We start from the raw sequence: 22761 nt of genomic DNA on the forward strand, positions 1-22761 counted from the left end.
CTCGATGCATGGAATTGGGCGTCAACGTACCGAACTTCGGCCCCGGCACCGATCCCGGGGTGCTCCGCGACTGGGCAAGGGTCATCGAGGGCCTCGGCTTCGACCTGCTGATGGTCTCCGACCACCTCGCGGTCACCCCGGACGTGGCCGAGCGCTACCCCGAGCCGTTCTTCGAACCCTTCACCGCGCTCTCCTGGCTGGCCGGCCAGACCAGCCGGGTGCGGCTGGGCACCACCGTGCTGGTGCTGCCCTACCGGCACCCGTGGGCGGTGGCCCGGATGGCCGCCAACCTGCAGCAGCTGAGCGGCGGGCGGCTGGTGCTCGGCGTGGGCGTCGGCTGGGCCCGGCAGGAGTACGCCGTGCTCGGCGTGCCGTTCGCCGCGCGCGGGCGGCTCACCGACGAGTGCCTGCGGGTGCTGCGCGAGGAGCTGCCCACCGGGCCCGCGCGGATCCCGGTCTGGGTCGGCGGCAGCAGCCCGGCGGCGCTGCGCCGCACCGCCGAGTTCGGCGACGCCTGGCACCCGCTGCGGCTGACCATGGACGCCATGTGCACCGTGCTGGCGGAGCACCGGCCGCCCGGCTTCGCACCCCGGATCGCGCTGCGGCTGACCGACACGCCGGTCACCGTCGCCGACCGGCCCGCCGGGGTCGGCACCCTGGAGCAGGTCCTGGCCGACCTCGACCAGCTGCGGTCGCTCGGCGCGGAAGCCGTCGTCTTCGACCCGTACCACGGCGATCCCGAGGAGACCCGCCGGCCGCAGCAGGCCTGGCAGGACCTCGCCACCGTCGTCGCCCACCACCGGAGGACCCGACCGTGATCACCCCCGCCGACCAGGAGCTGCTGCGCCGCGCCATCGGCCTGGCCGCCCGCGCCGTCACCCTCGGCGACGCGCCGTTCGGCTCGCTGCTGGCCGCACCCGACGGCACCGTGCTCGCCGAGGACCACAACACGGTGCGCCGCGACAACGACATCACCGCCCACCCCGAGCTGAAGCTGGCCCGCTGGGCGGCCCGCGAGCTCGACCCCGAGACGGCCGCCCGCACCACCATGTACACCAGCTGCCAGCCCTGCGGCATGTGCGCGGGCGCGCTGGTCCGCTCCGGCCTCGGCCGGGTGGTGTACGCGCTGGCCACCGAGCAGCTGGTCGAGCTGCACCCGGCGGCCGGCGACTGGCCGGTGGTGGCGCAGGACGGCCCGGCGCTCCTCGAGGAGGCCCGGGTGCCGATCGAGAGCTACTACGTCTAGCGCCGCTGGGTGACGGCGATGCAGGCCACCACCAGCACCGCCGTCACCGCCGCCGCCGCCGGCAGCCGCTCACCCAGCACCAGCACCGCCCAGCAGAGCGTCAGCAGCGGCTGCGCCAGCTGGAGCTGACTGGCCTTCGGCACCCCGATCGCGGCCATGCCCCGGTACCAGAGCACGAACGCGCCGAACTGCGAGACGATCGCCAGGTAGCCGAGCCCGGCCAGGCCGTGCGCCGTCAGCCGGACCGGCTCGGCCGGCAGTGCCAGCGCGCAGGTCAGCGCGGTGGCGGGCAGCGCCAGCACGACCGCCCAGGCGATCACCTGCCAGCCGGGCATCCGCCGCGCCAGGCGCCCGCCCTCGGCGTACCCCGCCGCGCAGACCAGCAGCGACGCGCCCAGCAGGGCGTCGGCCGGCCCCGGCCGCCCGGCGCTCTGCTGCAGCGTGAAGCCCAGCACCGCCGCCGCGCCCGCCAGCGCCGCCCACCAGAACGCCCGGCGCTGCCGGACCCGGGTGCGCAGCGCCGCGACCGCCGCCGTGCAGAGCGGCAGCAGGCCGATCACCACCGCCGAGTGCGCGGTGGAGGAGGCCCGCAGGGCCAGCGTGGTGAGCAGCGGGAACCCGACCACGCAGCCGCCCGCCACCACCAGCAGCCCCGGCCAATCCGAACGCGCGGGCCACGGCGCCCGGCTGACGGCCAGGCAGGCGCCGGCCGGCAGGGCCGCGAGCAGCCCGCGCAGGCCGGTGGTCGTCCACGGGCCGAAGCCGTCCAGCGCCCAGGCCGTCGCCGGGAAGCTGAAGGAGAAGAGCAGCACGGCCAGAGCCGCCACCGAGGTGCCGCCGACCGCTATCGATCGCGTGGAGATAGCGCTATCATTTGCTGTCATGAAAAAGCGTAGCAGTCGGCAGCAGGGCTGACCATGTCCCGGACCACCGCCATCGAGCTCGCCGCCGCACTGCGCCGCGACCTCCACCGCTACTCTCCCGGAGAGAAGCTGCCGTCCAGCCGTGACCTGGTCCAGCAGCACCAGGTCAGCCCCGTGACGGTCTCCCGGGCGATCGCCGCCCTGGTCGCCGAGGGCCTGGTGGTCTCCCGCCCCGGCGCCGGCGTCTTCCGGGCCGGCAGCCGGAGCACGGCCGCCCCCGCCGGCGACACCTCCTGGCAGGAGGTCGCGCTCAGCGCCGAGGCCGGCGCCCCGCCCGTCCGCAGCACCGACGCCAGCGGCGTGCTCGCCAGCCTGCGGCTGGCCCCGCCCGAGGTGATCGACCTCAACAGCGGCTACCTGCACCCCTCGCTCCAGCCCGAACGCGCCCTGGCCGGAGCGCTGGCACGGGCCGGCCGGCGCCCCGGCGCCTGGAGCCGGCCGCCGCTGGAGGGCCTGCCCGAACTGCGCGCCTGGTTCGCCCGCGACATCGCCGACGGCCTCACCGCCTCCGACGTGCTGATCGCGGCCGGCGGCCAGAGCGCGCTCAGCGCCGCACTGCGCTCGCTCGCCCCGCCCGGCGCGCCCGTGCTGGTCGAATCGCCCACCTATCCCGGCATCCTGGCCATCGCCCGGGCCGCCGGCCTGCGGCCCGTCCCGGTGCCGATGGACGCCGACGGGCTGCGCACCGATCTGCTCGCCGAGGCCTTCGCCGCCAGCGGCGCCCGGCTGCTGGTCTGCCAGCCGCTCTTCCAGAACCCCACCGGCGCCGTGCTCGCCCCCGAACGCCGCCTGGAGGTCCTGCGGATCGCCCGCGCGGCCGGCGCCTTCGTGGTCGAGGACGACTTCGCCCGCCGCCTGGTGCACGCCGACGCCCCCGCACTGCCCGCGCCGCTGGCCGCCGACGACCCGGACGGCGTCGTGGTGCACATCCGCTCGCTCACCAAGGCCACCTCGCCCAACCTGCGGGTCGCCGCGCTCGCCGCCCGCGGCCCGGCGCTGGCCCGGCTGCGCGCCGTCCAGGTGGTCGACGCCTTCTTCGTGCCCCGCCCGCTCCAGGAGGCCGCGCTCGAACTGGTCGCCGCCCCCGCCTGGCCCCAGCACCTGCGCGCCCTGACCGCCGCCCTGCGCGAGCGCCGCACCGCGCTGGCCGGCGCGCTCACCGGGCTGCGGCCCGAGCTGATGCCCGCTCAGCTGCCCTACGGCGGCTACCAGCTGTGGCTGCGGCTGCCCGACGCGCTCACCCCCGAATCGGTGACCGCCGCCGCGCTGCGCGCCGGGGTCGCCGTGACGGCCGGCGGACCGTACTTCACCGCCGAGCCGCCCGGCCCCTGCCTGCGGCTCAGCTACGCCTACGCCGAGAGCACCGACCAGCTCGCCGAGGGCGCCCGCCGCCTGGACCGGGCCCTGGCGGAGGCCGGCTGACCCCGGGAAACCCGTTGCCAACGGCCCTGCCGGGCCCGAAACTGACGCGATGTTCTCCGACGCCGACGCGGCCGCCCTCTACGACCTGCTGAACCCCTGGGACCCGGAAAGCCGTCCCGAGGACGCCTTCTACTTCCCCCTGGTGATGGCCGCCCGGTCGGTGCTGGACCTCGGCTGCGGCACCGGCACCATGCTCCGGCTGGCCCGGGAGCGCGGCCACACCGGCCGGCTCGCCGGACTGGACCCCGACCGGGCCGCCCTGGACCGGGCCCGCCGCCGCACCGACATCGACTGGATCGAGGCCACCGCCGACCGGGCCCAGCCCGGCGCCGGCTTCGAGCTGGCCACCATGACCGGCCACGCCTTCCAGAACCTGCTCACCGACCGGGCCGTGCACGACTCGCTCACCGCCGTCCGCGCCGCCCTGCGCCCGGGCGGCCGGTTCGCCTTCGAGACCCGCCACCCCCAGGCCCGCGCCTGGGAAGGCTGGAGCAGGGCCAACCCGGACGACCACAGCGAGGTCACCGAGCCCTCCGGCCGCACCCTGCGCTACTGGCACGACGTCAGCGGCGTCGACGGCGAGATCGTCAGCATCACCGGTACCGTCGCCCTGCCCGACGGCACCGTACTGCGCGTCCTCACCGAGGACCTGCGCTTCCTCGCCCCGGACGCGCTCGACGCCCACCTCACCGCGGCCGGCTTCGAGATCGAGGCCCGCTACGGCGACTGGGCACGCGGGCCGGTCGACGCCGCCAGCCGCGAGATCATCACGGTGGCCCGCCGCCCGGCCTGATTGACCTTCCCCCCGGGGCAAGCCCCAGCATCGGCCCGGTCATCGACGGAACGGGACGGGGCGATCGGGCATGCGGCTACTGATGGACCTGGCGCCGCTGCGGCACCGGGAGTTCGCGCGGGTCTGGGGCGCGGGGGCGGTCACGGCGGTCGGGGCGCAGCTGACGGCGGTCAGCATCCCCGTGCGGATCTACGCGCTCACCGGCTCCTCGGCCCAGGTGGGCCTGGCCGCGCTGGTCGGTTTCGGGCCGATGGCGGTGGCGGCGCTCTGGGGCGGGGCGGTCGCCGACGCGGTGGACCGGCGGCGGATGCTGCTGGTCACCAACGGCGGCATCGGGGCGGTCTCGGTACTGCTCTGGCTGCAGTCCTGCCTGCTACCGGGCTCGGTGCCGGCGCTGCTGGCGCTGGTCGCGGTGCAGCAGGCGCTCTTCGGGGCCAACGCCGCCGCCTCCGGCGCCGTCACCCCGCGCCTGGTGCCGGCCGCCGTGCTGCCCGCCGCCAACGCGCTGCAGTCCACCGCCTCCTGGAGCGCCGGGATCGCCGGGCCGCTGCTGGCCGGGCTGCTGCTGCCCGTGGCCGGGGTGCGCACCCTCTACCTGGCGGACGCGGCCGCGCTCTGCGCGACCCTCTGGGCGGTCCGGAAGCTGCCCCCGCTACCCCCGACGCAGCGCCGGCGGGTGCGCCGGGTCGGCCTGCGGCAGATCGCCGAGGGGTTCCGCGCGGTGGCCGGCAACGGCGTGCTGCGGGTCGCCTACCTCGCCGACTTCGCCGCCCTCTTCCTCGGCCTGCCGCACGCCCTTCTCCCGCAGCTCGCCCGCGAGACCTACGGGCCCGGCACCCTGGGCCCGCTCTACGCGGCCCTGCCGATCGGCGGCGTGCTGGCCGGCCTCTGCTCCGGCACCTTCACCAGGGCCCGCCGCCCCGGCGCTGCGCTGGCGGCCGCCGTCTGCCTCTGGGGCGCGGCGATCGCCGGCTTCGGCCTCACCCGCTCTCCGGCCCCCGCGCTGGCCCTGCTGGCGCTGGCCGGGGGAGCGCTGGTCGCGCTCGGCGTCTTCCGCAAGACGCTGCTGCAGACCGCCGCCACCGACGACCTGCGCGGCCGCCTGCAAGGCGCGGACACCGTGATCGCGGCCGGCGGGCCCCGGCTGGCCGGCTTCGCCCACGGCGCGGCGGCCGCCGTCGTCGGCACCGGCGGGGCCGTCACCGGCGGCGGCCTGCTCACCATCGGCGCGATGGCCGCGCTCTACCTGACCAACCGCCGGTTCCGCCGGGCCTGACGGTGCGTCAGAGCAGTTCGCCCAGCGCCCGGTGCACCCGCTGCCAGGCGTCCGCGGCGGCCGCCGGGTGGTGGTCGGCGGGCCGGTCGGTGCAGGCGAAGCCGTGCCGGGCGTCCGGGTAGGTGACCAGCTCGTGCGAGACCCCGGCCTCCGCCAGCCGCTGCTCGGCGGCCTGCCACTCGGCCGGCGGCAGGATGTGGTCCAGCTCCCCGCAGAAGCCCAGCAGGTACACCCCGTTGGCGGCGATCCGCTCCGCGCTCTCCAGCGGCGGCACCGGACCCACCAGCGGCATGCCCGAGTTGAGCAGCCAGCCCGGGTAGAAGACGGCGGCCAGCTCGAACCGCAGCGCCGTCGCCGCCCGCACCGCGATGTGGCCGCCCATGCTCAGCCCGAGGAACGCCACCCCGCGGCCCCGCGCCTCGGCCCGGGCCAGGTGCAGCGCCTCGGCCGAGTCCGCCACCAGCCGGTCCCGGTCCAGCGCCCGCATCAGCACCAGCCCGGCCTCGCGCTCCTCGGCGGAGTAGCCCAGCTCGGTGCGCCGGGCGTCGCGCCAGTAGAAGTCCGGCGCGACGGCCGCGTAGCCGAGCCCGGCCAGCTCGGCGCAGATCCCGCGCACGTACCCGTTCACCCCGTAGAGCTCCGAGCAGACCACCACGGCCCCGCGCACCTCGCCCGCCGGGCGGTGGACGTACGCCTCGATGCCGCCGGGCGTGCCCAGCTCCTGCCACTGACCGGTCATCAGTTCCCCCGTGCTGTCGGTCGGACGGTGATGATCGGCATCCTATGCGGGCCGGTGCGCTCAGACCGCCGCGGACTCCAGCAGCGCGAAGGGCGCCCCGAACGGATCGGTGACCATCGCCATCCGGCCCATCCCCGGCACGTCCATCGGCGGGATCAGCACCGTCGCGCCGCGCTCCAGCGCCGTGGCGTAGGCCTCCTCGCAGGCCGTCACCGCGAAGTAGGGGTGCCACTCGGAGGTGGAGCCCGCGTCCAGGTGGACCTGCTGCAGCTGCAGCAGCCCGCCCAGCTCGCCGCCCGGTGCGGCGCCGGCCGGGGAGAGCCGGGTGTAGACCAGCTCCTCGCCGATCCGCTGCTCCTGGTGGGTCCAGGCGAAGACCGCGTGGTAGAACTCCCGGGCCGCCGCGCCGTCGGTGGTGTAGAGCTCGGTCCAGCAGAGCGCGCCCGGCCGGTTCACGGCGTCCAGGCCGGCCGTCCCGCGCGGCTGCCAGACGGCGAAGTCGGCGCCGGTCGGGTCGGTGAACCGGGCCATCCGGCCGGCCTCGAAGACGTCCGCCGGGGCCACCCGGACCCGGCCGCCGGCCCGCTCGACGGCCGCGGCGGTGGCGTTCGCGTCGGCCGAGTGGAAGTAGACGGTCCAGGCGGAGGCGGCGCCCGGCTCGGCCGGCGGGCCGGCGGCGGCGAGCGTCAGGCCGTCGGCGGTGAAGAAGCCGTAGCCGCCTGCCTCGGGGCCGGCCGACCGGAACTCCCAGCCGAGCACCGCGCCGTAGAAGGCCGCGGCGGCCCCGGTGTCGGGGGTGCCGAGGTCGATCCAGTTCGGGGCGCCGAGGGCGAAGTCGGTCGAGAGCAAGGGGCTGTCCTCCGCGGTGGTGTGGTCCTGCGGGCACTCTGCCGCAGCCGCGGCCGGGATGCGAGGAGACACCACGACAGCACGGGAGCGGGCCCGCCCGCCCGGGGCGGACGGGCCCGGCCGAGGGCCTGCTACGGCCACCACCAGATGCGGGCGGGCTTGCGGTTGAGGACGCGGTGCAGCACGGCAGCCATCACGGTCACCTCCTTCCGGTCTCGCAGGGGCCTACGGGGCGGTGCGGTGGAGCGTGAAGGGCCGCGGCACGGCGCCCTCCACCATGGCCGGGCGCAGGTCGCCGCCGGTGACGGTGATCCGGGCACCGCCACCGGTCAGCGCGCCGAGCGCCGCGGCCATCAACTCCTGCGCCACCGCCGCGCCCGCGCAGGTGAACGGGCCCGCCCCGAAGGGGAGGTAGGGTCCGGGCCGGTGCGGCCCGGACCAGCGCTCGGGGCGGAACTCCTGCGGGTCCGGCCAGACCCGCTCGTCGTGGTGCAGCAGGTAGGGGCTGACCGAGACCACCTCGCCCGCCGGGATCGTCCGCCCGGCCAGCTCGGCGGCGTGCGGGCAGCTGCGGCCGACCATCCAGACCATCGGCCGGTGCCGCAGCGCCTCCCGCACCACCTGGTCGGCCGGCCAGGGCAGCGGCCCGCCGCCCTCCTGGCGGGTGGCGGCCAGGAGCACGGCCCAGGCCAGCGAGGCGCTGACCGGCGCCACCACCGAGCGGAACACCAGCAGGAAGACCTCGGCCGCGGTCCGGTCCGCCAGCCCCTCGGGAACGGAGCCGAGCACCGCGTCCAACACATCACGGTTCCTGGTCGAACGATCCTTGTGACGCTGACCGATGTGCTCGGTCAGTGCCTCGATGAAGCGGGCCCGGAGGATTTCCGCCCAGGCCCGCTGCCAGACGCCCGGCGCCTGGAAGAGCACCCCGCCGTGCACCGCCTTGTTCATCAACGCACGCAGCTGCGCGGGGGAGTCCGGGCGCAGCAGCAGATCGGCGAGCGCGTGGTGCACCAGGTCGGTCGCCGCTTCCGGCCACCGGCTGCGGGCCGGCAGCAGTGCCGCCTCCCGGGCCAGCGCGGCGCGGTACTCCGGCAGCCGGGAGCGCAGCTCGTCACGGACCGCGTGGCCCACGGCGACCTGGGACTCCCTGGTCGGCAGCAGGTCGCCGAAGAAGCCGGACCGGCCCCCGTTGAACTCCGGGCCGCGCAGCAGTTCCTCGGCGGCCCCGGGATCGCTGACGCACCAGCCGCCCCAGGGCAGCCGGAGCATTCCGTCGGGATACTGCTCACGGAGTTCGCTGAGGTATTCGAATGGGTCCCGCCGGAGTCGGCGCTGGTATCCCATCCTCACCACCTCCACCTCGAATAGACGGCAGCAGTCGGCGTTTCCGGCCCGTGGATCGATAGTAGACGACCGTTCAGAGAAAGGGAACAGCCGATCTGACATTCCGTCGGCTCCCTGCGGGGAAGGTCGATTTCCGGCCGGATTCGAGTGGCGTATCGATCTATGGTCACGGAATGCACCGAAACGGGATCGGGAATTCCCCTTTCGCCCGCGGTGCGGAAATCCGGGCGGGCGGCGGGACTTCGGTCGCCCGCGATCCGGGACCTTCGGCCCTCGGCAGGGGGGCCGCCGGCGGTGCAGGGTGGTGACGACCGATCAGGAGGATCGATGACCGTTCGACAGGTGCCCGCCGATACCGAGGTGCTGGTGCGCATCCGCGGCCGGACTGATCACGGCGCAGCGCTGACGGGTCCGGCACCCGCCCCGCCGCCCGGTTCGGCGCAGTGCGGCGGGCGCCCCGGCCCGCCCTGACGCAGGATCGGCGCAGGGAGCAGCGTCAGCGAGCACGGGAGGTGCGATGTCCGCGGGCATCGAGATCGACGGCGAGACCGGTCTGCCGCAGCAGTGGTACTACTGCCTCGAGCACCACCGGGTGGAGCGCGGCCGGCACTGCCCGGCGCGCGAGCGGCTGGGGCCGTTCGACTCGCCGGAGCAGGCCTCCCGGGCGCTGGAGACCGCGCAGCGCAACAACGAGCAGTGGGACGCCGAGGAGCCCGAGGAGGACTGACCGGCACCCTACTGCTGCTCGGGGGGCTGGCCGTGGCGGTCCTGCTGCGGTCGCTGCTCCGAGCCGACGATCGATCAGGCCGCTAGCGCCGCAAGGCCGTTGGACGGAACGGGTGAGTGCGGGTCGGGCGGTCAGCCGAGCAGCACCAGCTGCCGGGTCGCCCTGGTCGTCGCGACGTAGCGGTCCACCGCACCCGCCACGCCCTCGCCGAAGGCCGCCGGTTCCACCACCAGGACCAGGTCGAACTCCAGCCCCTTGGCCAGCTGCGGAGTGAGCGAGCGGACCCGGGGCAGCCCGGCGAAGGACGGGTCGCCGATCACGCAGGCCACCCCCTCCGGGTGGGCGGCCAGCCACTCGCCGAGCACCGCGTCCCGATCGGCCGCCGCGCCGTGGCGCACCGGCAGGCCGTCGGTGCGGATCGAGACCGGCACGTTGGCGTCCGGCAGCGCGGCCCGGATCTCCTTCTCCGCCTCCGCCATCACCTCTGCCGGGGTGCGGTAGTTGACGGCCAGCGGGGCCACCTCCACCCGGTCCAGGCCGACCCGGGCCAGCCGCTCCCGCCAGGACTCGGCGAAGCCCTGCCGGGCCTGCGCCCGGTCGCCGACGACGGTGAAGCTGCGCGACGGGCAGCGCTGCAGCAGCATCTGCCACTCGGCGTCGGTCAGCTCCTGCGCCTCGTCCACCACGATGTGCGCGAACGGGCCGGCCAGCCGGTCGTGTTCGGCGCCCGGCAGCGCCGTGTCGTCCACCAGGGTGTCCTTGAGGTCCTGGTGCAGCAGCATGGTCACCGCGCCCTCGCCGTCCGGGTCGGCCGCCACCAGGTCGGCGATCACGTCCGCCATCCGGTCCCGCTCGGCGGCCTCGGCCGCCCGCCTGCGCTGCTGCCGGCGGGCCGCGCCCGGATCGCCGAGCCGCCGCCGGGCCGCGTCCAGCAGCGGCAGGTCGGCGGCCGTCCAGGCCTGGGCGTCCGGGCGCTGCAGCGCGCGCACCTGCTCGGCGGAGAGCCAGGGCGCGCAGAGCCGCAGGTAGGCGGGGACCGTCCAGAGGTCGCCGACCAGGTCGGCCGGCTCCAGCAGCGGCCAGGCCTTGTGCAGCGCGCCGACCAGCTCCGGGTCCCGGCGCAGCGCGCGGCGCAGCAGCTCCGGCGGCACCTCCTCGTCGTCCTCGTACTGCTCCACCAGGATCGACAGCAGCTCGTCCAGCACCTGCTCGCGGGCCTCGTTGTGCGGGACGGACGGGTCGCGGGCCTCGAAGGCCTCGGCCCAGTCCGCGGCGGTGACCCGGACGTCGACCCAGTCCGTCGACGCCGTCAGCGGCTCGGTCGGCGGCTCCTCGTAGATCCGCACCGCCCGGTCGACCGCCTGCACCCAGCCGGCCGAGGCCTTCAGCCGGGCCACCTCCGGGTCGGGCTCCTCGGGCGCCGTCGCGCCCTCGGGCACCAGGTCGCGCACGGTGCAGGTGCGCACGCCGTCCTCGCCCAGGCTGGGCAGCACATCGGCGACGTAGTCCAGGTAGGGCTGGTGCGGGCCGACGAAGAGCACCCCGCCGCGGCGCTGCCCGAGCCGCGGGTCGGCGTGCAGCAGGTAGGCGGTGCGGTGCAGCGCCACCACGGTCTTGCCGGTGCCCGGGCCGCCGTCCACCACCAGCGCGCCGCGCGAGGAGGCCCGGATGATCGCGTCCTGGTCGGCCTGGATGGTGGCCAGCACGTCCCGCATCCGCTCCGAGCGGTTGGCGCCCAGGCCGGCGATGAAGGCCGACTGGTCGTCCAGCGCGGCCCGCGCGGTCAGGCCCTCGGGGGTGAACACCTCGTCCCAGAAGTCGGTCACCCGGCCGTCGGTCCAGCGGTAGCGGCGCCGGCTGGCCAGGCCCATCGGGTTGGCGTGGGTGGCCGCGAAGAACGGCTCGGCGGCGGGGGAGCGCCAGTCCACCAGCAGCCGGCGCCCGTCGGCGTCGGTCAGCCCGAGCCGGCCGATGTACAGCGGCTCCGCGCCGTCCGCGCCCGCGATGTGACCCAGGCACAGGTCCAGGCCGAACCGGCGCAGCGCCCGCAGCCGGCCGGTCAGCCGGTGCACCTCGGCGTCCCGGTCCATCGCCGCGCGGCCCGCGCCGCCGGGCGCGCGGAGCACCGTCTCCAGCTGCTCCGACAGCTCGGCGACGGTCCGCGCCAGGGCGGCCGCGATGGCCTCGAACTGCCGCTCGTCGGCCGCGATCAGCGCCGGATCGGCCTTGGCGGCCAGCCGCTCGGGCAGGTCGAAGGCGCTGCTCGCCGCTTCGCTGGTGGTCGCTTCCTCGCGCACGTCGTGCCTCTCCCACATCCGCCGGTACCGGGTCAGGAGAGCGATTGTGCGGGAGACGGGGGGCCTTGCGGCAAGGCCCCCGGTGCGGTATACGTTAGGAGTGGCAAGCGATGGGTTCGAGTCGCTTGCCTTCACTGTTTTCTGCGGTGTTTCCTGCGCTGTTTCCCGCGTAGGTTCCTGAGTCCCGGTCAGCCGGCCGGACCACGCCGTCGCGGTGGCGGTCCACCACGGCCTGGGCGGCCCGGGCCAGTTCGCGCCGGCCCTGGGCGCGGAAACCGCCCTGCCAGGCGCCGGCCGGCAGCGGCTGCTCGAAGACCGCCTCCGCCACCAGTCCGCGCAGGGCGAGCACCCGCCAGATCGACGGGCCCAGCGCGTCGTCGCCCACGAAGGCGGGCGTGGTGGTCGGGCCGCCGTCCGCCAGTCGGTAGCGCAGTGTCATCGGACGGACCGGCGCGTCCGCGTCGATCGCGGCCTGGAAGAGCGCCGGCCGGAACCGCCCGCCCGCCCGGCCGCACCAGGTGCTGCCCTCGGGGAAGACCACCACCCGCTCGCCCCGCCGCAGCGCCGCCGCGATCTCGGCCACCGTGCCCGGCAGGGAGCGCAGCCGCTCCCGGTCGATGAAGAGCGTGCCGCCCCGGCCGATCAGCGGACCGAGCACCGGCCAGTGCCCGACCTCGGTCTTGGCCAGCATCCGGCCCGGCGCCACCGCGGCGATCAACAGGATGTCCAGCCAGGAGATGTGATTGGCCACCAGCAGCCCCGGCCCGCGGTCCACCGCGCCGCCGGTGCGCACCCGCACCCCGAGCGAGCCGAGCAGCAGCCGGCACCAGGACCGGATCAGCCGGTCCCGCAGCCGCGCCGGGATCCACCGGCCGACCGGCACCAGCGCCAGGCCGCCGACCAGCGACCCGGCGAACGCCGCGATCCGCACGGCCCGGCGGAGCGGTCCCACGGCGGCCGCCGGCCGCTCCACGCAGTCCTCGGGCGTGCACGGTGCGGTCGGCATCCAGGCACTCATCGGCCCTCCGCGCCCGGCCCGGTCAGCCGCCGCGCGTTCACGCCTCGCCCAGGAAGTGCCGCAGGTAGCGCGGGTCGGTCCGGCGCAGCGAGAGCAGCACGTACAGGTCGGCGACGTTGAAGTCCGGGTCGTGCGCGGGCGTGCCGCAGACCCAGGCGCCCAGCCGCAGGTAGCCGCGGAGCAGCGCGGGCACCGGGGTGCGGGGCGCGCGGGCCCGGCCGGCCGGGTCCCAGGGGCGCAGCGGCGTCACCCGGTACTCCTCCGGCGCCAGGTACTTGGCCGAGACGGTGTCCCAGACGGTGGCCGCCGAGGCGCCGCCGTCGTCGAGCGGGACCGAGCAGCAGCCGGCCACCCACTCGTGGCCGGTGTCCACCAGGTAGCGGGCGATGCCGGCCCACATCAGGTTGATCACCGCGCCGTTGCCGCGGTGCTCGGGGGCGATGCAGGAGCGGCCGACCTCGACCAGGTCGGGGCGCAGGCCGGCGAGCCGGGAGAGGTCGAACTCGCTGTCCGAGTAGAGCCGGCCGGCCAGCGCGGCCTGGGACGGGCGGAGCAGCCGGTAGGTGCCGACCACCGTCTCGGTCTCCAGGTCGCGGACCAGCAGGTGGTCGCAGAAGTCGTCGAACGGGTCGATGTCCAGGCCGGGCAGCGGGCTGTCGAGGACGGCGCCCATCTCCTCGGCGAAGACCTGGTGGCGCAGGCGCTGGGCGCCGCGCACGTCGTCGAGGTCCTTGGCGAAGGCGAGTTCGTAGCGGGGTGGCGCCACGGAGGCGGGAGCCGGGCGCAGCGGAGTTACGGTCATGGCGGAGTCCTCCGGCGGGGGCGTGCGGCAGGTGGAATGCCTGGCGCCTGATTTCTCGCCGCTCCGGCTGGCATCGAGGTGGCCAACCGGGGGAGTCCAGATGTGTACTCGCTGAATGGACGCCGTGCCGGGACCGGGAACGCAACACGTTGCACGACCGTCACTCGACCGGCCCCCGGCCGATCCGGCCGGGACACGCGGCCACGCTACCGGAGGGGCGGCGGGAACTTTCCGCGAAACCCGTGCCGGGGATGTCAAGACCGCGCCGTCGGCTCCGACCCACCGCCGAAAGGGCACCGACCGGAGCCCGCGAGAACCAGGAGGACGCCATGCAGTTCCTGATCGGCCTGCACATCAACCCGGCCGTGCTGGACGCGCTCACCGACGAGGAGAAGGCGGCGGTCGGCGCCGGCCACGCGGCCTTCCTGGAGGAGCTGAAGGCCTCCGGCGAACTGGTCACCACCCAGGCGCTGGCCGACCCCTCGCGGTCCGCCGTGGTCAGCGTGCGGGACGGCAGGACGGTGGTGACCGACGGGCCGTTCCTGGAGGCCAAGGAGCACCTGGGCGGCTTCTACCTGATCGACTGCGAGGACCGGGACCGGGCGGTCGAGTTGGCCGCGAAGATCCCCGACGCCGCGATCGAGGGACTGGGCGTGGAACTGCGCCAGGTGATGTTCCAGTGCGGCAACCTGGAGGCATGACCATCACGCCGACCGTCGAGGACCTGCTGCGGGAGCTCTCGCCGCAGGTCCTCGGGACCCTGGTCCGCCGGCACGGGCAGTTCGAGAGCTGCGAGGACGCGGTGCAGGAGGCCGTGCTCGCCGCCGCCCTGCAGTGGCCGGGCGAGGGCCTGCCGGAGAATCCGCGCGGCTGGCTGCTGACGGTCGCCACCCGGCGACTGGTCGACCAGCTGCGCAGCGACCGGGCCCGCCGGGAGCGGGAGACCGCGACCGCCCTGGAGGTGCCGCCCGAGGAGGTGCCGGACACCGACGACACCGTGGTGCTGCTCCTGCTCTGCTGCCACCCGGTGCTCACCCCCGCCTCGCAGACCGCGCTCACCCTGCGTGCCGTCGGCGGCCTGACCACCGCCGAGATCGCCCGCGCGTTCCTGGTCCCCGAGGCGACCATGGCCGCCCGGATCAGCCGCGCCAAGCAGCGGATCCGCGCCGCGGGCAGCGAGTTCGTGCTTCCTGCGGGGGAGGAGCGGCAGGCCCGGCTGCGGGTGGTGCTGCACGTGCTCTACCTGATCTTCAACGAGGGCTACACCGCCAGTTCCGGCAGCGCGCTGGAGCGGGCCGACCTGGCCCGGGAGGCGATCCGGCTGGCCCGGGCGGTGCAGGCCCGACTGCCCGAGGACGACGAGGTGACCGGGCTGCTGGCGCTGATGCTGCTCACCCACGCCCGCCGGGCGGCCCGGACCACCCCGGCCGGCGACCTGGTGCCGCTGGCCGAGCAGGACCGCGGGCAGTGGGACGGCGCGCTGATCGCGGAGGGCATGGCGCTGGTCAAGGCCGCGCTGGCCGGCCCCGCGCTGGGGCCCTACGTGCTGCAGGCCGCCATCGCCGCCACCCATGCCGACGCCGCCGAGGCGGAGGAGACCGACTGGGCCCAGGTGCACGCGCTCTACCTGATCCTGGAACGGATCGCGCCCAACCCGGTGGTCACCCTCAACCGGGCGATCGCGCTGGCCGAGACCGCCGGCCCCGCGGCCGGGCTCGCCCTGCTGGCCGCCCTGGACGGCGACACCCGGATGGCCGGGAACCACCGGCTGCCCGCCGTCCGGGCGCACCTGCTGGAGCGCACCGGCGACCTGGCCGGCGCCCACGAGCAGTACCGGCAGGCCGCCAAGGCCACCGCCAGCCTCGCCGAGCGGCGCTACCTGGAGGGGCGGGCGAGCCGGATCCGACCATGATTTTCGCTCTGCACAGCGAAAAGTGCGTGAAAGGACTTGTCCTGGTCTGTGCGCTTCACTACCTTCCTTGACAGCTGTTCAGGCGCGTCCACCGCGCCAGGCCGAAAGAGGAGGGGCCGGTCATGGCCGACTCGCCAGCCGGCGGAGCACGCAACCCCGACCGCTACCCCGACCGTTACCCCGACCGCGCTGGGCGCGAATCGGCGGTCTCGGCGGTCTCGGAGGCCGATGCCGTCTTCGGCTGCGAGCGGCGGGACTGGATCCGGGCCGAGCTGCGCCGGCGCGGCATGGTCCGCACCGGCGAGGTGAGCCGGCACTGGGCGGTCTCCCCGGTCACCGTGCGGCGTGACCTGGCCGTGCTGGAGGCCGAGGGGTGCGCGCTGCGGGTGCACGGCGGGGCGGTCGGCGCCGAGCCGCCGCCCCGCCCGGCGCAGGCCACGGCACTCCCCGGCGTGCGGGCGATCGCGGCCGAAGCCGCGGCCACCGTGCGGCCCGACAGCGCCGTCGGCCTCACCGGCGGCCCGCTCGCCGAGGCACTGGCCGAGGAGCTGGTCGGCCGTGAGGGGCTGACCGTGATCACCAACTCGCTGCGGATCGCCGCGATCCTGGACCGGCGGCGCGGCGCGCCCGATGTGATCATCACCGGCGGCCAGCGCGGCCCCGGCGACCTGCTGGTCGGACCGCTCGCGGTCGCCGCGGTGGACACCGTGCGGCTGGACGCCGCGTACGTGGACTGCGTCGGCGCCGAGCCCGCGGCCGGGCTGACGGTCCGTGACCTCGACGACGCCGAGCTGCGCCACCACCTCTTCCGGGCCGCCCGGCGGCGGGTGCTGCTCGCCGAACCGGCGGCCTTCGGCACCTGCTCGCTGGCGCAGTTCGCCGCGCTGGAGGAGGTCGACGCGGTCTGCACCGATCCCGACGGCGCCGCCGCCTCGGCCGCCGGCCGTGCCGTGCTGGGTGCTGTGCCGGGCTCCATGCCGGCCTGCGCCGCGGCGAACTGAACACAACTCATCAGAACTGAACGCTCACTACGGGTGTCCGAGGGCGGCCTGCTGTCACCTGGACCTCACGCGTTTCGCAAGCTCAGCGCGGTGGGGTGATGTCTGACCAGTCAGAATCTGACGTGCTATCCGTAACGTTTTCGCATGATGCGACGAAAATCTGACGAAACCTCTTGTTTACTTCTGTGCGGATGACTACCTTCCTCATCAGTCGCCGGGCATCCAGGCGGCGCAGCGGCTGCCGAGCGGCGCCGACTGGACCAGGCGCGTCCCCCGGCCCCGTAGTGCGGCGGGGCTCCGCGCTCCAAGGAAGGAAGACCGGACATGGTGAAGAGAATCGCGGGCGAGCCGAGCCGTCGGGGGTTCCTGAAGGGCCTGGGCGCCGCGGCGGTGCTCGCCGGCGGGTCCTCGGTTCTCGCGGCCTGCAGCGGTTCCAGCAACACCGGTGGCGACTCGGGCGGCTCGGGTGAGCTGTCGGGTTCGGTCACGGTCTGGAGCTGGAAGAACCCGGCGGCCGAACTGCGGTCACTGGTACCAGGGTTCAACGCCGTGCACCCCAAGGTGAAGGTCACCGTCCAGGACATCGGCAACCCGGCGATCTGGGACAAGATCACCATCGGGATGGAGGCCGGCGGCCAGGGCCTGGGCGATGTGCTGCACCTGGGCGTGGACTACCTGCCCAACTACATCGAGAAGTTCCCCGGCGGCCTGGCCGACCTCTCCAAGCTCGGCGCGAGCCAGTACGCCAACGCCTTCGCGCCCGGCATGTGGCAGACCGTCTCGCGCGGCGACAAGGTCTACGCCCTGCCCTGGGAGGCCAACGCGGCCGGGTTCTACTACCGCGACGACCTCTTCAAGAAGGCCGGCGTGGACCCCGCGACGCTGGGCACCTGGGACGACGTGATCGCCGCCGGCAAGAAGGTCAAGACCGCCACCGGCACCGGCCTGGTCGCCATCGACAAGTCCGCCTCCGCCGCCGACTCCGCCAACCTGCTCCAGCTGCTGATGCAGCTGCAGGGCACCTTCCTGTTCAACCTGGACGGCAAGATCACCGTCAACTCGCCCGAGGCGGTGCGGGCGCTGACCCTGATCAAGGAGCTGAACGACGCCGGCCTGGTGGTCGACGTGCAGGGCTCGCCCGGCACCTCCACCTACGACGCCGCCGTGAAGGCCGGCAAGGTCGCGCTCTGCCCCGACCCGGCCTGGTACGGCGGCTACATGGCGACCTTCGCCAACGACAGCAGCGGGGACTGGCGGGTCATGCTGCCGCCGGCGGTCACCGCGGGCGGCTCGCGCTCGGCGATCGTCAACTCCACCCACCTGGCCGTGGCCGGGACCAGCAAGAACCAGCGGGCCGCCTTCGCCTTCGCCGAGTTCGCGCTCACCCGGCCCGAGTCCCAGGTGCAGATCTTCAAGGACAAGGGCATCTTCCCCGCCCTGCTCAAGGCCTACGACGACCCGGTCTTCCACCAGCCCGAGCCCTTCTTCGGCGGCCAGAAGTACGCCGAGGTGTTCATCCAGGAGCTCACCCAGCCCTCCGCCCCCACCAACTACACCTCCGACTACCCGCGCGCGCTGAAGCTCGTCGACGACGCCCAGACCAAGGTCCTGCTCCAGGGCGCCGACCCGGCCACCGTGCTCAAGGACGCCGCCAACCAGCTCGCCCAGCAGACCAAGAGGTCGCAGGCGTGAGCGGCACCGTGATCGACTCGTTGCGGCCGAAGCGGCCGAAGCGGCCGGGCGCGCCCGGCGGTCCGGCCGAGCCGAAGGCCGCGCGCGGGCCGCGCTGGAACGGCGCCAAGGCGGCACCGTACCTGTTCGTCCTCCCCGCGCTGGCCCTGTTCGCGGCGTTCCGGCTGTATCCGATCGGCTGGTCGTTCCTGCTCAGCCTGTACCACACGGAGGGGATGGCACAGAGCTGGGCAGGGCTCGGGAACTACCAACGGCTGGTGCACGACCCGCTGTTCTGGAAGGCACTGGGCAACACCCTGGAGATCCTGGTCATCCAGGTCCCGGTCATGCTCGTCCTCGCCCTCGGGCTGGGCGTGGCGCTCAACTCGGCGCTGCTGCGCTGGAAGCCGCTGTTCCGGCTCGGGTTCTTCCTGCCCGTGGTGACCGGCCTGGTCACCTACGGCCTGATGATGGGCGCCCTGCTCAACCCCGACTCGGGCGCCGTCAACTGGCTGCTGCACACCCTCGGACTGCCCGAAGTGCACTGGCTGACCGACCCGTTCTGGGCCAAGGTCTCCGTGATGCTCGCGCTGACCTGGCACTACACCGGCTACAACGCGGTCATCTACCTGGCCCGCCTCCAGGGCATCCCGGACGAGCAGTACGAGGCCGCCGCGGTGGACGGCGCGAGCGCCTGGCGCCGGTTCTGGCACATCACCCTGCCGGGCCTGCGCCCCGCGCTCGTGCTGACCACGGTGCTGTCGACGATCGGCACGCTGCAACTGTTCGACGAGCCGTTCATCATGACCGGCGGCGGACCCGACAACGCCACCACCACCATCGGCGTCTACCTCTACCAGACCGGCTTCCGCTACTTCGACTTCGGCTACGCCAGTGCGATCGGCTACGCCATGGTCCTGATCATCTCCGTCTTCGGTCTCGTCCAGATCAAGCTCGCCAAGGAGGAGGACTGAGATGGCCCTGACCGGCCCCGCCTTCCGCGCCACCGCCCGCGGCCAAGTCCTGCTCACCGCGGCCCTGCTGGTGCTGCTCGCGCTGACCGCGGCCCCGCTGTACTGGCTGGTCGTCGCCAGCACCCACAGCTCCCAGCAGATCTTCACCCGCCCGCCCAAGCTGCTGCCCGGCGACCAGCTCGGCGCCAACCTGTCCCACCTCCAGGCCTCGGTGGGCTTCGGCCGGGTGGTGCTCAACTCGGTGCTGATCGCCGGTGCCTACACCCTGCTGGGCGGCATCGTCTGCACGCTGGCCGGCTACGGCTTCGCCAAGTACAGGTTCCGCGGCCGCGGCTTCCTCTTCTCGGTCCTGCTGCTCGCCCTCGTCGTGCCTTCGCAGCTGACGATCGTGCCGCTGTTCAAGATGATGGTGAACCTGGGCTGGCTCAACACCTACCAGGCCGTCCTGCTGCCCAACCTGGCGCTGCCGTTCGGGATCTTCCTGATGCGCCAGTCGATGAAGTCGCTGCCGGACGAGTTGCTGCAGGCCGGGCGGATCGACGGCTGCGGCGAGCTGCGGCTCTTCTTCAAGGTCGCGCTGCCCACCATGCGGCCCAACCTCGCCGCGCTGGCGATGTTCCTCTTCCTGTTCCAGTGGAACGACTTCCTCTGGCCGCTGGTCGTGCTGCGCGACCCCAGCTCGTACACCATCCCCGTCTCGCTGGCCTCGCTGACCGGCAGCTCCGACGTGGACTACGGCCAGCTCCTCACCGGCACCGCCGCCGGAGCCATCCCGATGGCCGTGCTGTTCCTCTTCCTCCAGAAGCACTTCGTCTCCGGCATGCTGGCCGGCGCCGTCAAGCAGTGACCTGGGAACCCATCCCCGCAGAAAGGCCTCCAGTGGAGACCGGCTCCATCGACACCGCCGCCCTGCCCACCTTCACCCCCGACCACTGGCACCCCGGTGCCGCGAGCCTGGAGCTGCACGGCACCTGCGTCACCGTGCAGACCGGCGGAACGGTCGAGTTGACGGCGGACGGCTCAACGGCCCTGCTGACGGCGGCCGCCCCGACCGAGGTGACCGTCCGGCTGGACGTGCCGCTCGGCGACGCGGCCGGCTACTGGCACCCCGACGCCGGCTGGGCACGCACGCTCCCCGCCGACTGGTCCCCGTGGCGCGCGGTCTCGCTGATCGACTCGGCCCCGGCCGGAGTGCTCTACGACAGCCACGGGTCGGCGCTGCTGGCCTTCGCGGCCGACCGCACCGTCCGGCAGACCGCCGTGCGGTTCGGCGTCTCCGAGGAGCACAAGCGGTTCGGCGTCTGGCTGCGCTGCCGCCTCACCCCGGACACCCCGCTGCGCCTGCGCCTGGCCGCCCCCGGCCGGTCGCACGCCGCCGCGCTGCGCGAACTGCGCGACTGGTACGGCACCCGGTCCGGCTTCACCCCGCTGCCCACACCGGAGTTCGGCCGCACCCCGGTCTACTCGACCTGGTACGCGTTCACCCAGGACGTCAACGAGGCCGAGGTCGAGCGCGAGGCCGGGCTGGCCGCCGAACTCGGCTTCGGCCAGCTCTACCTGGACGACGGCTGGCAGCTGCACGGCAGCGGCCGCGGCTACTCCGGCTGCGGCGACTGGCGCGCCGACCCGGCCAAGTTCCCCGACCTGGCCGCCCACGTTGCCGCCGTCCGGGCGCTGGGCCTGCGCTACACCGCCTGGATCGCCCCGCTGCTGCTCGGCGAACGCTCCGCCGCCCACGGCGAGCTGGCGCACCTCGCGCCCCACTACAGCCGAACCCTGGACTGCCGCATCCTCGACCCCCGGCACGCCGAGGTGCGCGAGCACCTCGTGCGGACCTGCTGCGCCGCCGTCGCCGACTACGGGTTGGACGGTCTCAAGGTCGACTTCCTGGACGAGGCCGCCGCCGCGTACACCGGCGCACCCGCCCCCGCGGACGCCGGCCCGGGCTACGTCCACGACGTCGGCGAGGCGATGGCCGCGCTGCTCACCCGGCTGCGCGAGGAGCTGCACGCGCTGCGCGGGGACGAGTTCGTCATCGAGCTTCGCCAGCCCTACACCGGCCCGGCGATGGCGGCGTTCGGCAACCAGCTGCGCGCCAACGACTGCCCCGCCGACACGGTGGCCAACCGGGTCCGCACCCTGGACATCGCGCTGCTCGCCCCCGGTGGCGCGGTGCACTCGGACCCGATGATGTGGGACCCGCGGGCGGAGCCGGAGACGGTCGCCCGCCAGCTGCTCGGCGCCTTCCACGCCGTGCCGCAGGTCTCGGCCAGGCTCAGCGAGATGTCCCAGCCGCACCGGCAGACGCTGGCCTTCTGGCTGGCCACCTGGCGCGAACTGCGCGAGGTCCTGCTCGGCGGCCACTACGAGCCCGGCCGCCCCGACGAGCTCTACCCGCAGATCACCGCCCGGCACGGCGACCGGCAGGTGATCACCGCCTTCACCGACCGCCCGCTGGCGGCGGCGAGCGCGGAACTGCCCGGCCTGACCCTGGTCAACGCCACCGCCGCCGACCGGCTGCTCGCCGAACTGACCGGCCCGGACCGCATCCTGCGGCTGGACCGGTGGGACGCCGCCGGCCGCCCGCAGCCGGCAGTCACCCTCACGCTCGGCGAAGGGGTCCACCGCCTCCCGGTGCCCCCCGGCGGCCTCGGCCGCCTCACCGAGGTCTGACCCACCACACAGGACGACCACGACCAGGGGGTTGCGGTGCAGCAGGAGAAGGTCGGGATCACCGAGGTGGCCGAGCGCGCGGGCGTCAGCGTGGCCACCGTCAGCCGGGTGCTGAACCGGAAGAACGGTGTCTCGCAGAAGACCCGCCAGGTGGTCGAGCAGGCGCTGGACGCGCTCGGCTACGAACGCGGCGTCACCACCGGCGGCATCGTCGGGGTGATCACCCCGGGGCTGTCGATACCGATCTTCGGCGTGCTCGCCGAGAAGATCGGGATCGCGCTGGCCCCGCACGGCCTGCGGGCCGTGATCTGCCCGTCGCTGCCCGGCGGGGTGCAGGAGCGCGACTACCTCAGGTCGCTGCTCGACCTGGGCGCCGTGGGCATCGTCTTCTGCTCCGCGAGCAACACCCTGGACGTGGTCGAGCCCGAGGTGCTCCAGCTGCTGGAGAGCCGCGGCGTGCCCTATGTCTGCATCAACGGCCGGCTGGCGGGCGGTCATTCGATCGCCTACTCGACCGACGACGGCTACGCGGCCGAGCTGTCGGTGCGCCACCTGCACCAGCTGGGCCACCGCCGGATCGGTATGGCGGCCGGCCCGGCCGGCAACCGGCCCGCCGACCGGCGGGTGGCCGGCTACCGGGCCGCGATGGCCGCCCTCGGCCTCGGCGGGACCGACCTGGTGGTCCGGCAGAGCTACACGGTGGAGGGCGGCCGGTTCGCGGCCGACCAGCTGATCGCCGGCGGCGCCACCGCGATCGTCGCCTGTAGTGACCAGATGGCGCTCGGCGCGATCCGGGCCGCCCGCCGCCAGGGCCTGGCCGTGCCCGAGGACGTCTCCGTCATCGGCTACGACGACGGCCCGCTGATGGAGTTCACCGACCCGCCGCTGACCACCGTCCGCCAGCCCGTCGACCGGCTTGCCGCCGCCGTCGCCCGGGGCCTGGCGCAGCTGATGACGGAGCGTCAGGTACCCACCGGCGAGCTGATGTTCCAACCCGAGGTGGTCGTGCGCGGCACGACCGCCCCCCACCACGACCGGCGCCCGCTCGACTGAGCGGCGCTCCGGCGCACCCTCACCGCGACCGGCGGCAC

General features: G+C 74.6%; 21 protein-coding genes. 14 read left to right on the plus strand and 7 right to left on the minus strand.

Translation table 11 applies throughout. The features are described 5' to 3' along the window. Window positions 1-8: 8 nt before the first annotated feature. A complete protein-coding gene (locus ACFYNO_RS17955; protein WP_388012464.1) occupies window positions 9-818 on the plus strand; it encodes an LLM class flavin-dependent oxidoreductase in 810 nt (269 codons plus the stop codon). Next, the gene (locus ACFYNO_RS17960; protein WP_388012467.1) at window positions 815-1246 is read left to right on the plus strand and encodes a nucleoside deaminase; all 432 of its coding nucleotides are present in this window, start codon (window positions 815-817) and stop codon (window positions 1244-1246) included. The genes ACFYNO_RS17955 and ACFYNO_RS17960 overlap by 4 nt, the downstream gene beginning before the upstream one ends. Here the strand turns inward: ACFYNO_RS17960 and ACFYNO_RS17965 are convergent. After that, window positions 1243-2130, minus strand: coding sequence for a DMT family transporter (locus ACFYNO_RS17965; RefSeq protein WP_388012470.1), 888 nt, complete (start codon window positions 2128-2130; stop codon window positions 1243-1245). The two genes, ACFYNO_RS17960 and ACFYNO_RS17965, sit on opposite strands and share 4 nt — an antisense overlap. A 33-nt stretch (window positions 2131-2163) precedes the next feature. Between ACFYNO_RS17965 and ACFYNO_RS17970 the strand changes: the two genes are divergently transcribed. From ACFYNO_RS17970 to ACFYNO_RS17980, 3 genes are all read left to right on the plus strand, one after another. Further along, the gene (locus ACFYNO_RS17970) at window positions 2164-3591 is read left to right on the plus strand and encodes a PLP-dependent aminotransferase family protein (RefSeq protein ID WP_388012473.1); all 1428 of its coding nucleotides are present in this window, start codon (window positions 2164-2166) and stop codon (window positions 3589-3591) included. 49 nt (window positions 3592-3640) lie between these two features. Continuing rightward, window positions 3641-4384, plus strand: coding sequence for a class I SAM-dependent methyltransferase (locus ACFYNO_RS17975; RefSeq protein WP_388012476.1), 744 nt, complete (start codon window positions 3641-3643; stop codon window positions 4382-4384). Between the two features lie 70 nt (window positions 4385-4454). Continuing rightward, window positions 4455-5660 carry an MFS transporter gene (locus tag ACFYNO_RS17980; RefSeq protein WP_388012479.1) on the plus strand — a complete coding sequence of 402 codons (1206 nt, stop codon included), beginning with the start codon at window positions 4455-4457 and terminating at the stop codon, window positions 5658-5660. A 7-nt stretch (window positions 5661-5667) separates the two neighbouring features. Here the strand turns inward: ACFYNO_RS17980 and ACFYNO_RS17985 are convergent, their stop codons facing one another. The 3 genes from ACFYNO_RS17985 to ACFYNO_RS17995 all read right to left on the minus strand — a co-directional run bounded on the left by ACFYNO_RS17985 (window position 5668) and on the right by ACFYNO_RS17995 (window position 8520). Continuing rightward, complete coding sequence (locus ACFYNO_RS17985; protein WP_388012482.1) at window positions 5668-6399, minus strand: dienelactone hydrolase family protein; 732 nt, start codon at window positions 6397-6399, stop codon at window positions 5668-5670. Between the two features lie 60 nt (window positions 6400-6459). Further along, window positions 6460-7248 carry a VOC family protein gene (locus tag ACFYNO_RS17990; protein WP_388012485.1) on the minus strand — a complete coding sequence of 263 codons (789 nt, stop codon included), beginning with the start codon at window positions 7246-7248 and terminating at the stop codon, window positions 6460-6462. A gap of 225 nt (window positions 7249-7473) precedes the next feature. Continuing rightward, entirely contained in the window at window positions 7474-8520 is a 1047-nt protein-coding gene (locus tag ACFYNO_RS17995; protein WP_388012488.1) for a cytochrome P450, read from the minus strand. Between the two features lie 592 nt (window positions 8521-9112). Here ACFYNO_RS17995 and ACFYNO_RS18000 point away from each other — a divergent pair. Further along, window positions 9113-9322, plus strand: a complete 210-nt coding sequence (locus ACFYNO_RS18000; RefSeq protein WP_388012491.1) for a hypothetical protein — start codon at window positions 9113-9115, stop codon at window positions 9320-9322. Window positions 9323-9453: 131 nt separating this feature from the next. Here ACFYNO_RS18000 and helR read toward each other — a convergent pair whose 3' ends face one another. The 3 genes from helR to ACFYNO_RS18015 all read right to left on the minus strand — a co-directional run bounded on the left by helR (window position 9454) and on the right by ACFYNO_RS18015 (window position 13439). Continuing rightward, window positions 9454-11619, minus strand: a complete 2166-nt coding sequence (gene helR, locus ACFYNO_RS18005) for an RNA polymerase recycling motor ATPase HelR (RefSeq protein WP_388012494.1) — start codon at window positions 11617-11619, stop codon at window positions 9454-9456. Between the two features lie 94 nt (window positions 11620-11713). Next, complete coding sequence (locus tag ACFYNO_RS18010; protein WP_388012497.1) at window positions 11714-12625, minus strand: lysophospholipid acyltransferase family protein; 912 nt, start codon at window positions 12623-12625, stop codon at window positions 11714-11716. Between the two features lie 49 nt (window positions 12626-12674). Further along, window positions 12675-13439, minus strand: coding sequence for a GNAT family N-acetyltransferase (locus ACFYNO_RS18015; RefSeq protein WP_388012500.1), 765 nt, complete (start codon window positions 13437-13439; stop codon window positions 12675-12677). A gap of 329 nt (window positions 13440-13768) precedes the next feature. Between ACFYNO_RS18015 and ACFYNO_RS18020 the strand changes: the two genes are divergently transcribed. From ACFYNO_RS18020 to ACFYNO_RS18055, 8 genes are all read left to right on the plus strand, one after another. Beyond that, the gene (locus ACFYNO_RS18020; protein ID WP_388012503.1) at window positions 13769-14140 is read left to right on the plus strand and encodes a YciI family protein; all 372 of its coding nucleotides are present in this window, start codon (window positions 13769-13771) and stop codon (window positions 14138-14140) included. Then, window positions 14137-15351 carry an RNA polymerase sigma factor gene (locus ACFYNO_RS18025; RefSeq protein ID WP_388012506.1) on the plus strand — a complete coding sequence of 405 codons (1215 nt, stop codon included), beginning with the start codon at window positions 14137-14139 and terminating at the stop codon, window positions 15349-15351. Before ACFYNO_RS18020 ends, ACFYNO_RS18025 begins: the two co-directional genes overlap by 4 nt. 122 nt (window positions 15352-15473) lie before the next feature. After that, window positions 15474-16352, plus strand: coding sequence for a DeoR/GlpR family DNA-binding transcription regulator (locus ACFYNO_RS18030; protein WP_388012509.1), 879 nt, complete (start codon window positions 15474-15476; stop codon window positions 16350-16352). 324 nt (window positions 16353-16676) lie between these two features. Then, on the plus strand, window positions 16677-18044 hold the full coding sequence (locus ACFYNO_RS18035; RefSeq protein WP_388012512.1) for an ABC transporter substrate-binding protein: 1368 nt from the start codon (window positions 16677-16679) through the stop codon (window positions 18042-18044). Then, window positions 18041-18997, plus strand: a complete 957-nt coding sequence (locus ACFYNO_RS18040; protein ID WP_388012515.1) for a carbohydrate ABC transporter permease — start codon at window positions 18041-18043, stop codon at window positions 18995-18997. The genes ACFYNO_RS18035 and ACFYNO_RS18040 overlap by 4 nt, the downstream gene beginning before the upstream one ends. Window position 18998: 1 nt before the next feature. Beyond that, complete coding sequence (locus tag ACFYNO_RS18045; protein WP_388012518.1) at window positions 18999-19844, plus strand: carbohydrate ABC transporter permease; 846 nt, start codon at window positions 18999-19001, stop codon at window positions 19842-19844. A 32-nt stretch (window positions 19845-19876) separates the two neighbouring features. Further along, window positions 19877-21670 carry a glycoside hydrolase family 36 protein gene (locus ACFYNO_RS18050; protein ID WP_388012521.1) on the plus strand — a complete coding sequence of 598 codons (1794 nt, stop codon included), beginning with the start codon at window positions 19877-19879 and terminating at the stop codon, window positions 21668-21670. A gap of 36 nt (window positions 21671-21706) precedes the next feature. Continuing rightward, window positions 21707-22723 carry a LacI family DNA-binding transcriptional regulator gene (locus ACFYNO_RS18055; RefSeq protein ID WP_388012524.1) on the plus strand — a complete coding sequence of 339 codons (1017 nt, stop codon included), beginning with the start codon at window positions 21707-21709 and terminating at the stop codon, window positions 22721-22723. The last annotated feature ends 38 nt before the right edge of the window (window positions 22724-22761 follow it).

The organism is Kitasatospora sp. NPDC006697 (assembly GCF_042869935.1).
Taxonomy (GTDB): Bacteria; Actinomycetota; Actinomycetes; order Streptomycetales; family Streptomycetaceae; genus Kitasatospora.

Coding starts and splice junctions, on each gene's coding strand:
- ACFYNO_RS17955 (WP_388012464.1), top strand. CDS start 9: ATGGAATTGGGCGTCAACGTACCGAACTTCGGCCCCGGCACCGATCCC.
- ACFYNO_RS17965 (WP_388012470.1), bottom strand. CDS start 2,130: ATGACAGCAAATGATAGCGCTATCTCCACGCGATCGATAGCGGTCGGC.
- ACFYNO_RS17970 (WP_388012473.1), top strand. CDS start 2,164: ATGTCCCGGACCACCGCCATCGAGCTCGCCGCCGCACTGCGCCGCGAC.
- ACFYNO_RS17975 (WP_388012476.1), top strand. CDS start 3,641: ATGTTCTCCGACGCCGACGCGGCCGCCCTCTACGACCTGCTGAACCCC.
- ACFYNO_RS17980 (WP_388012479.1), top strand. CDS start 4,455: ATGCGGCTACTGATGGACCTGGCGCCGCTGCGGCACCGGGAGTTCGCG.
- ACFYNO_RS17985 (WP_388012482.1), bottom strand. CDS start 6,399: ATGACCGGTCAGTGGCAGGAGCTGGGCACGCCCGGCGGCATCGAGGCG.
- ACFYNO_RS17995 (WP_388012488.1), bottom strand. CDS start 8,520: ATGCTCCGGCTGCCCTGGGGCGGCTGGTGCGTCAGCGATCCCGGGGCC.
- ACFYNO_RS18000 (WP_388012491.1), top strand. CDS start 9,113: ATGTCCGCGGGCATCGAGATCGACGGCGAGACCGGTCTGCCGCAGCAG.
- ACFYNO_RS18010 (WP_388012497.1), bottom strand. CDS start 12,625: ATGCCGACCGCACCGTGCACGCCCGAGGACTGCGTGGAGCGGCCGGCG.
- ACFYNO_RS18015 (WP_388012500.1), bottom strand. CDS start 13,439: ATGACCGTAACTCCGCTGCGCCCGGCTCCCGCCTCCGTGGCGCCACCC.
- ACFYNO_RS18020 (WP_388012503.1), top strand. CDS start 13,769: ATGCAGTTCCTGATCGGCCTGCACATCAACCCGGCCGTGCTGGACGCG.
- ACFYNO_RS18025 (WP_388012506.1), top strand. CDS start 14,137: ATGACCATCACGCCGACCGTCGAGGACCTGCTGCGGGAGCTCTCGCCG.
- ACFYNO_RS18030 (WP_388012509.1), top strand. CDS start 15,474: ATGGCCGACTCGCCAGCCGGCGGAGCACGCAACCCCGACCGCTACCCC.
- ACFYNO_RS18035 (WP_388012512.1), top strand. CDS start 16,677: ATGGTGAAGAGAATCGCGGGCGAGCCGAGCCGTCGGGGGTTCCTGAAG.
- ACFYNO_RS18045 (WP_388012518.1), top strand. CDS start 18,999: ATGGCCCTGACCGGCCCCGCCTTCCGCGCCACCGCCCGCGGCCAAGTC.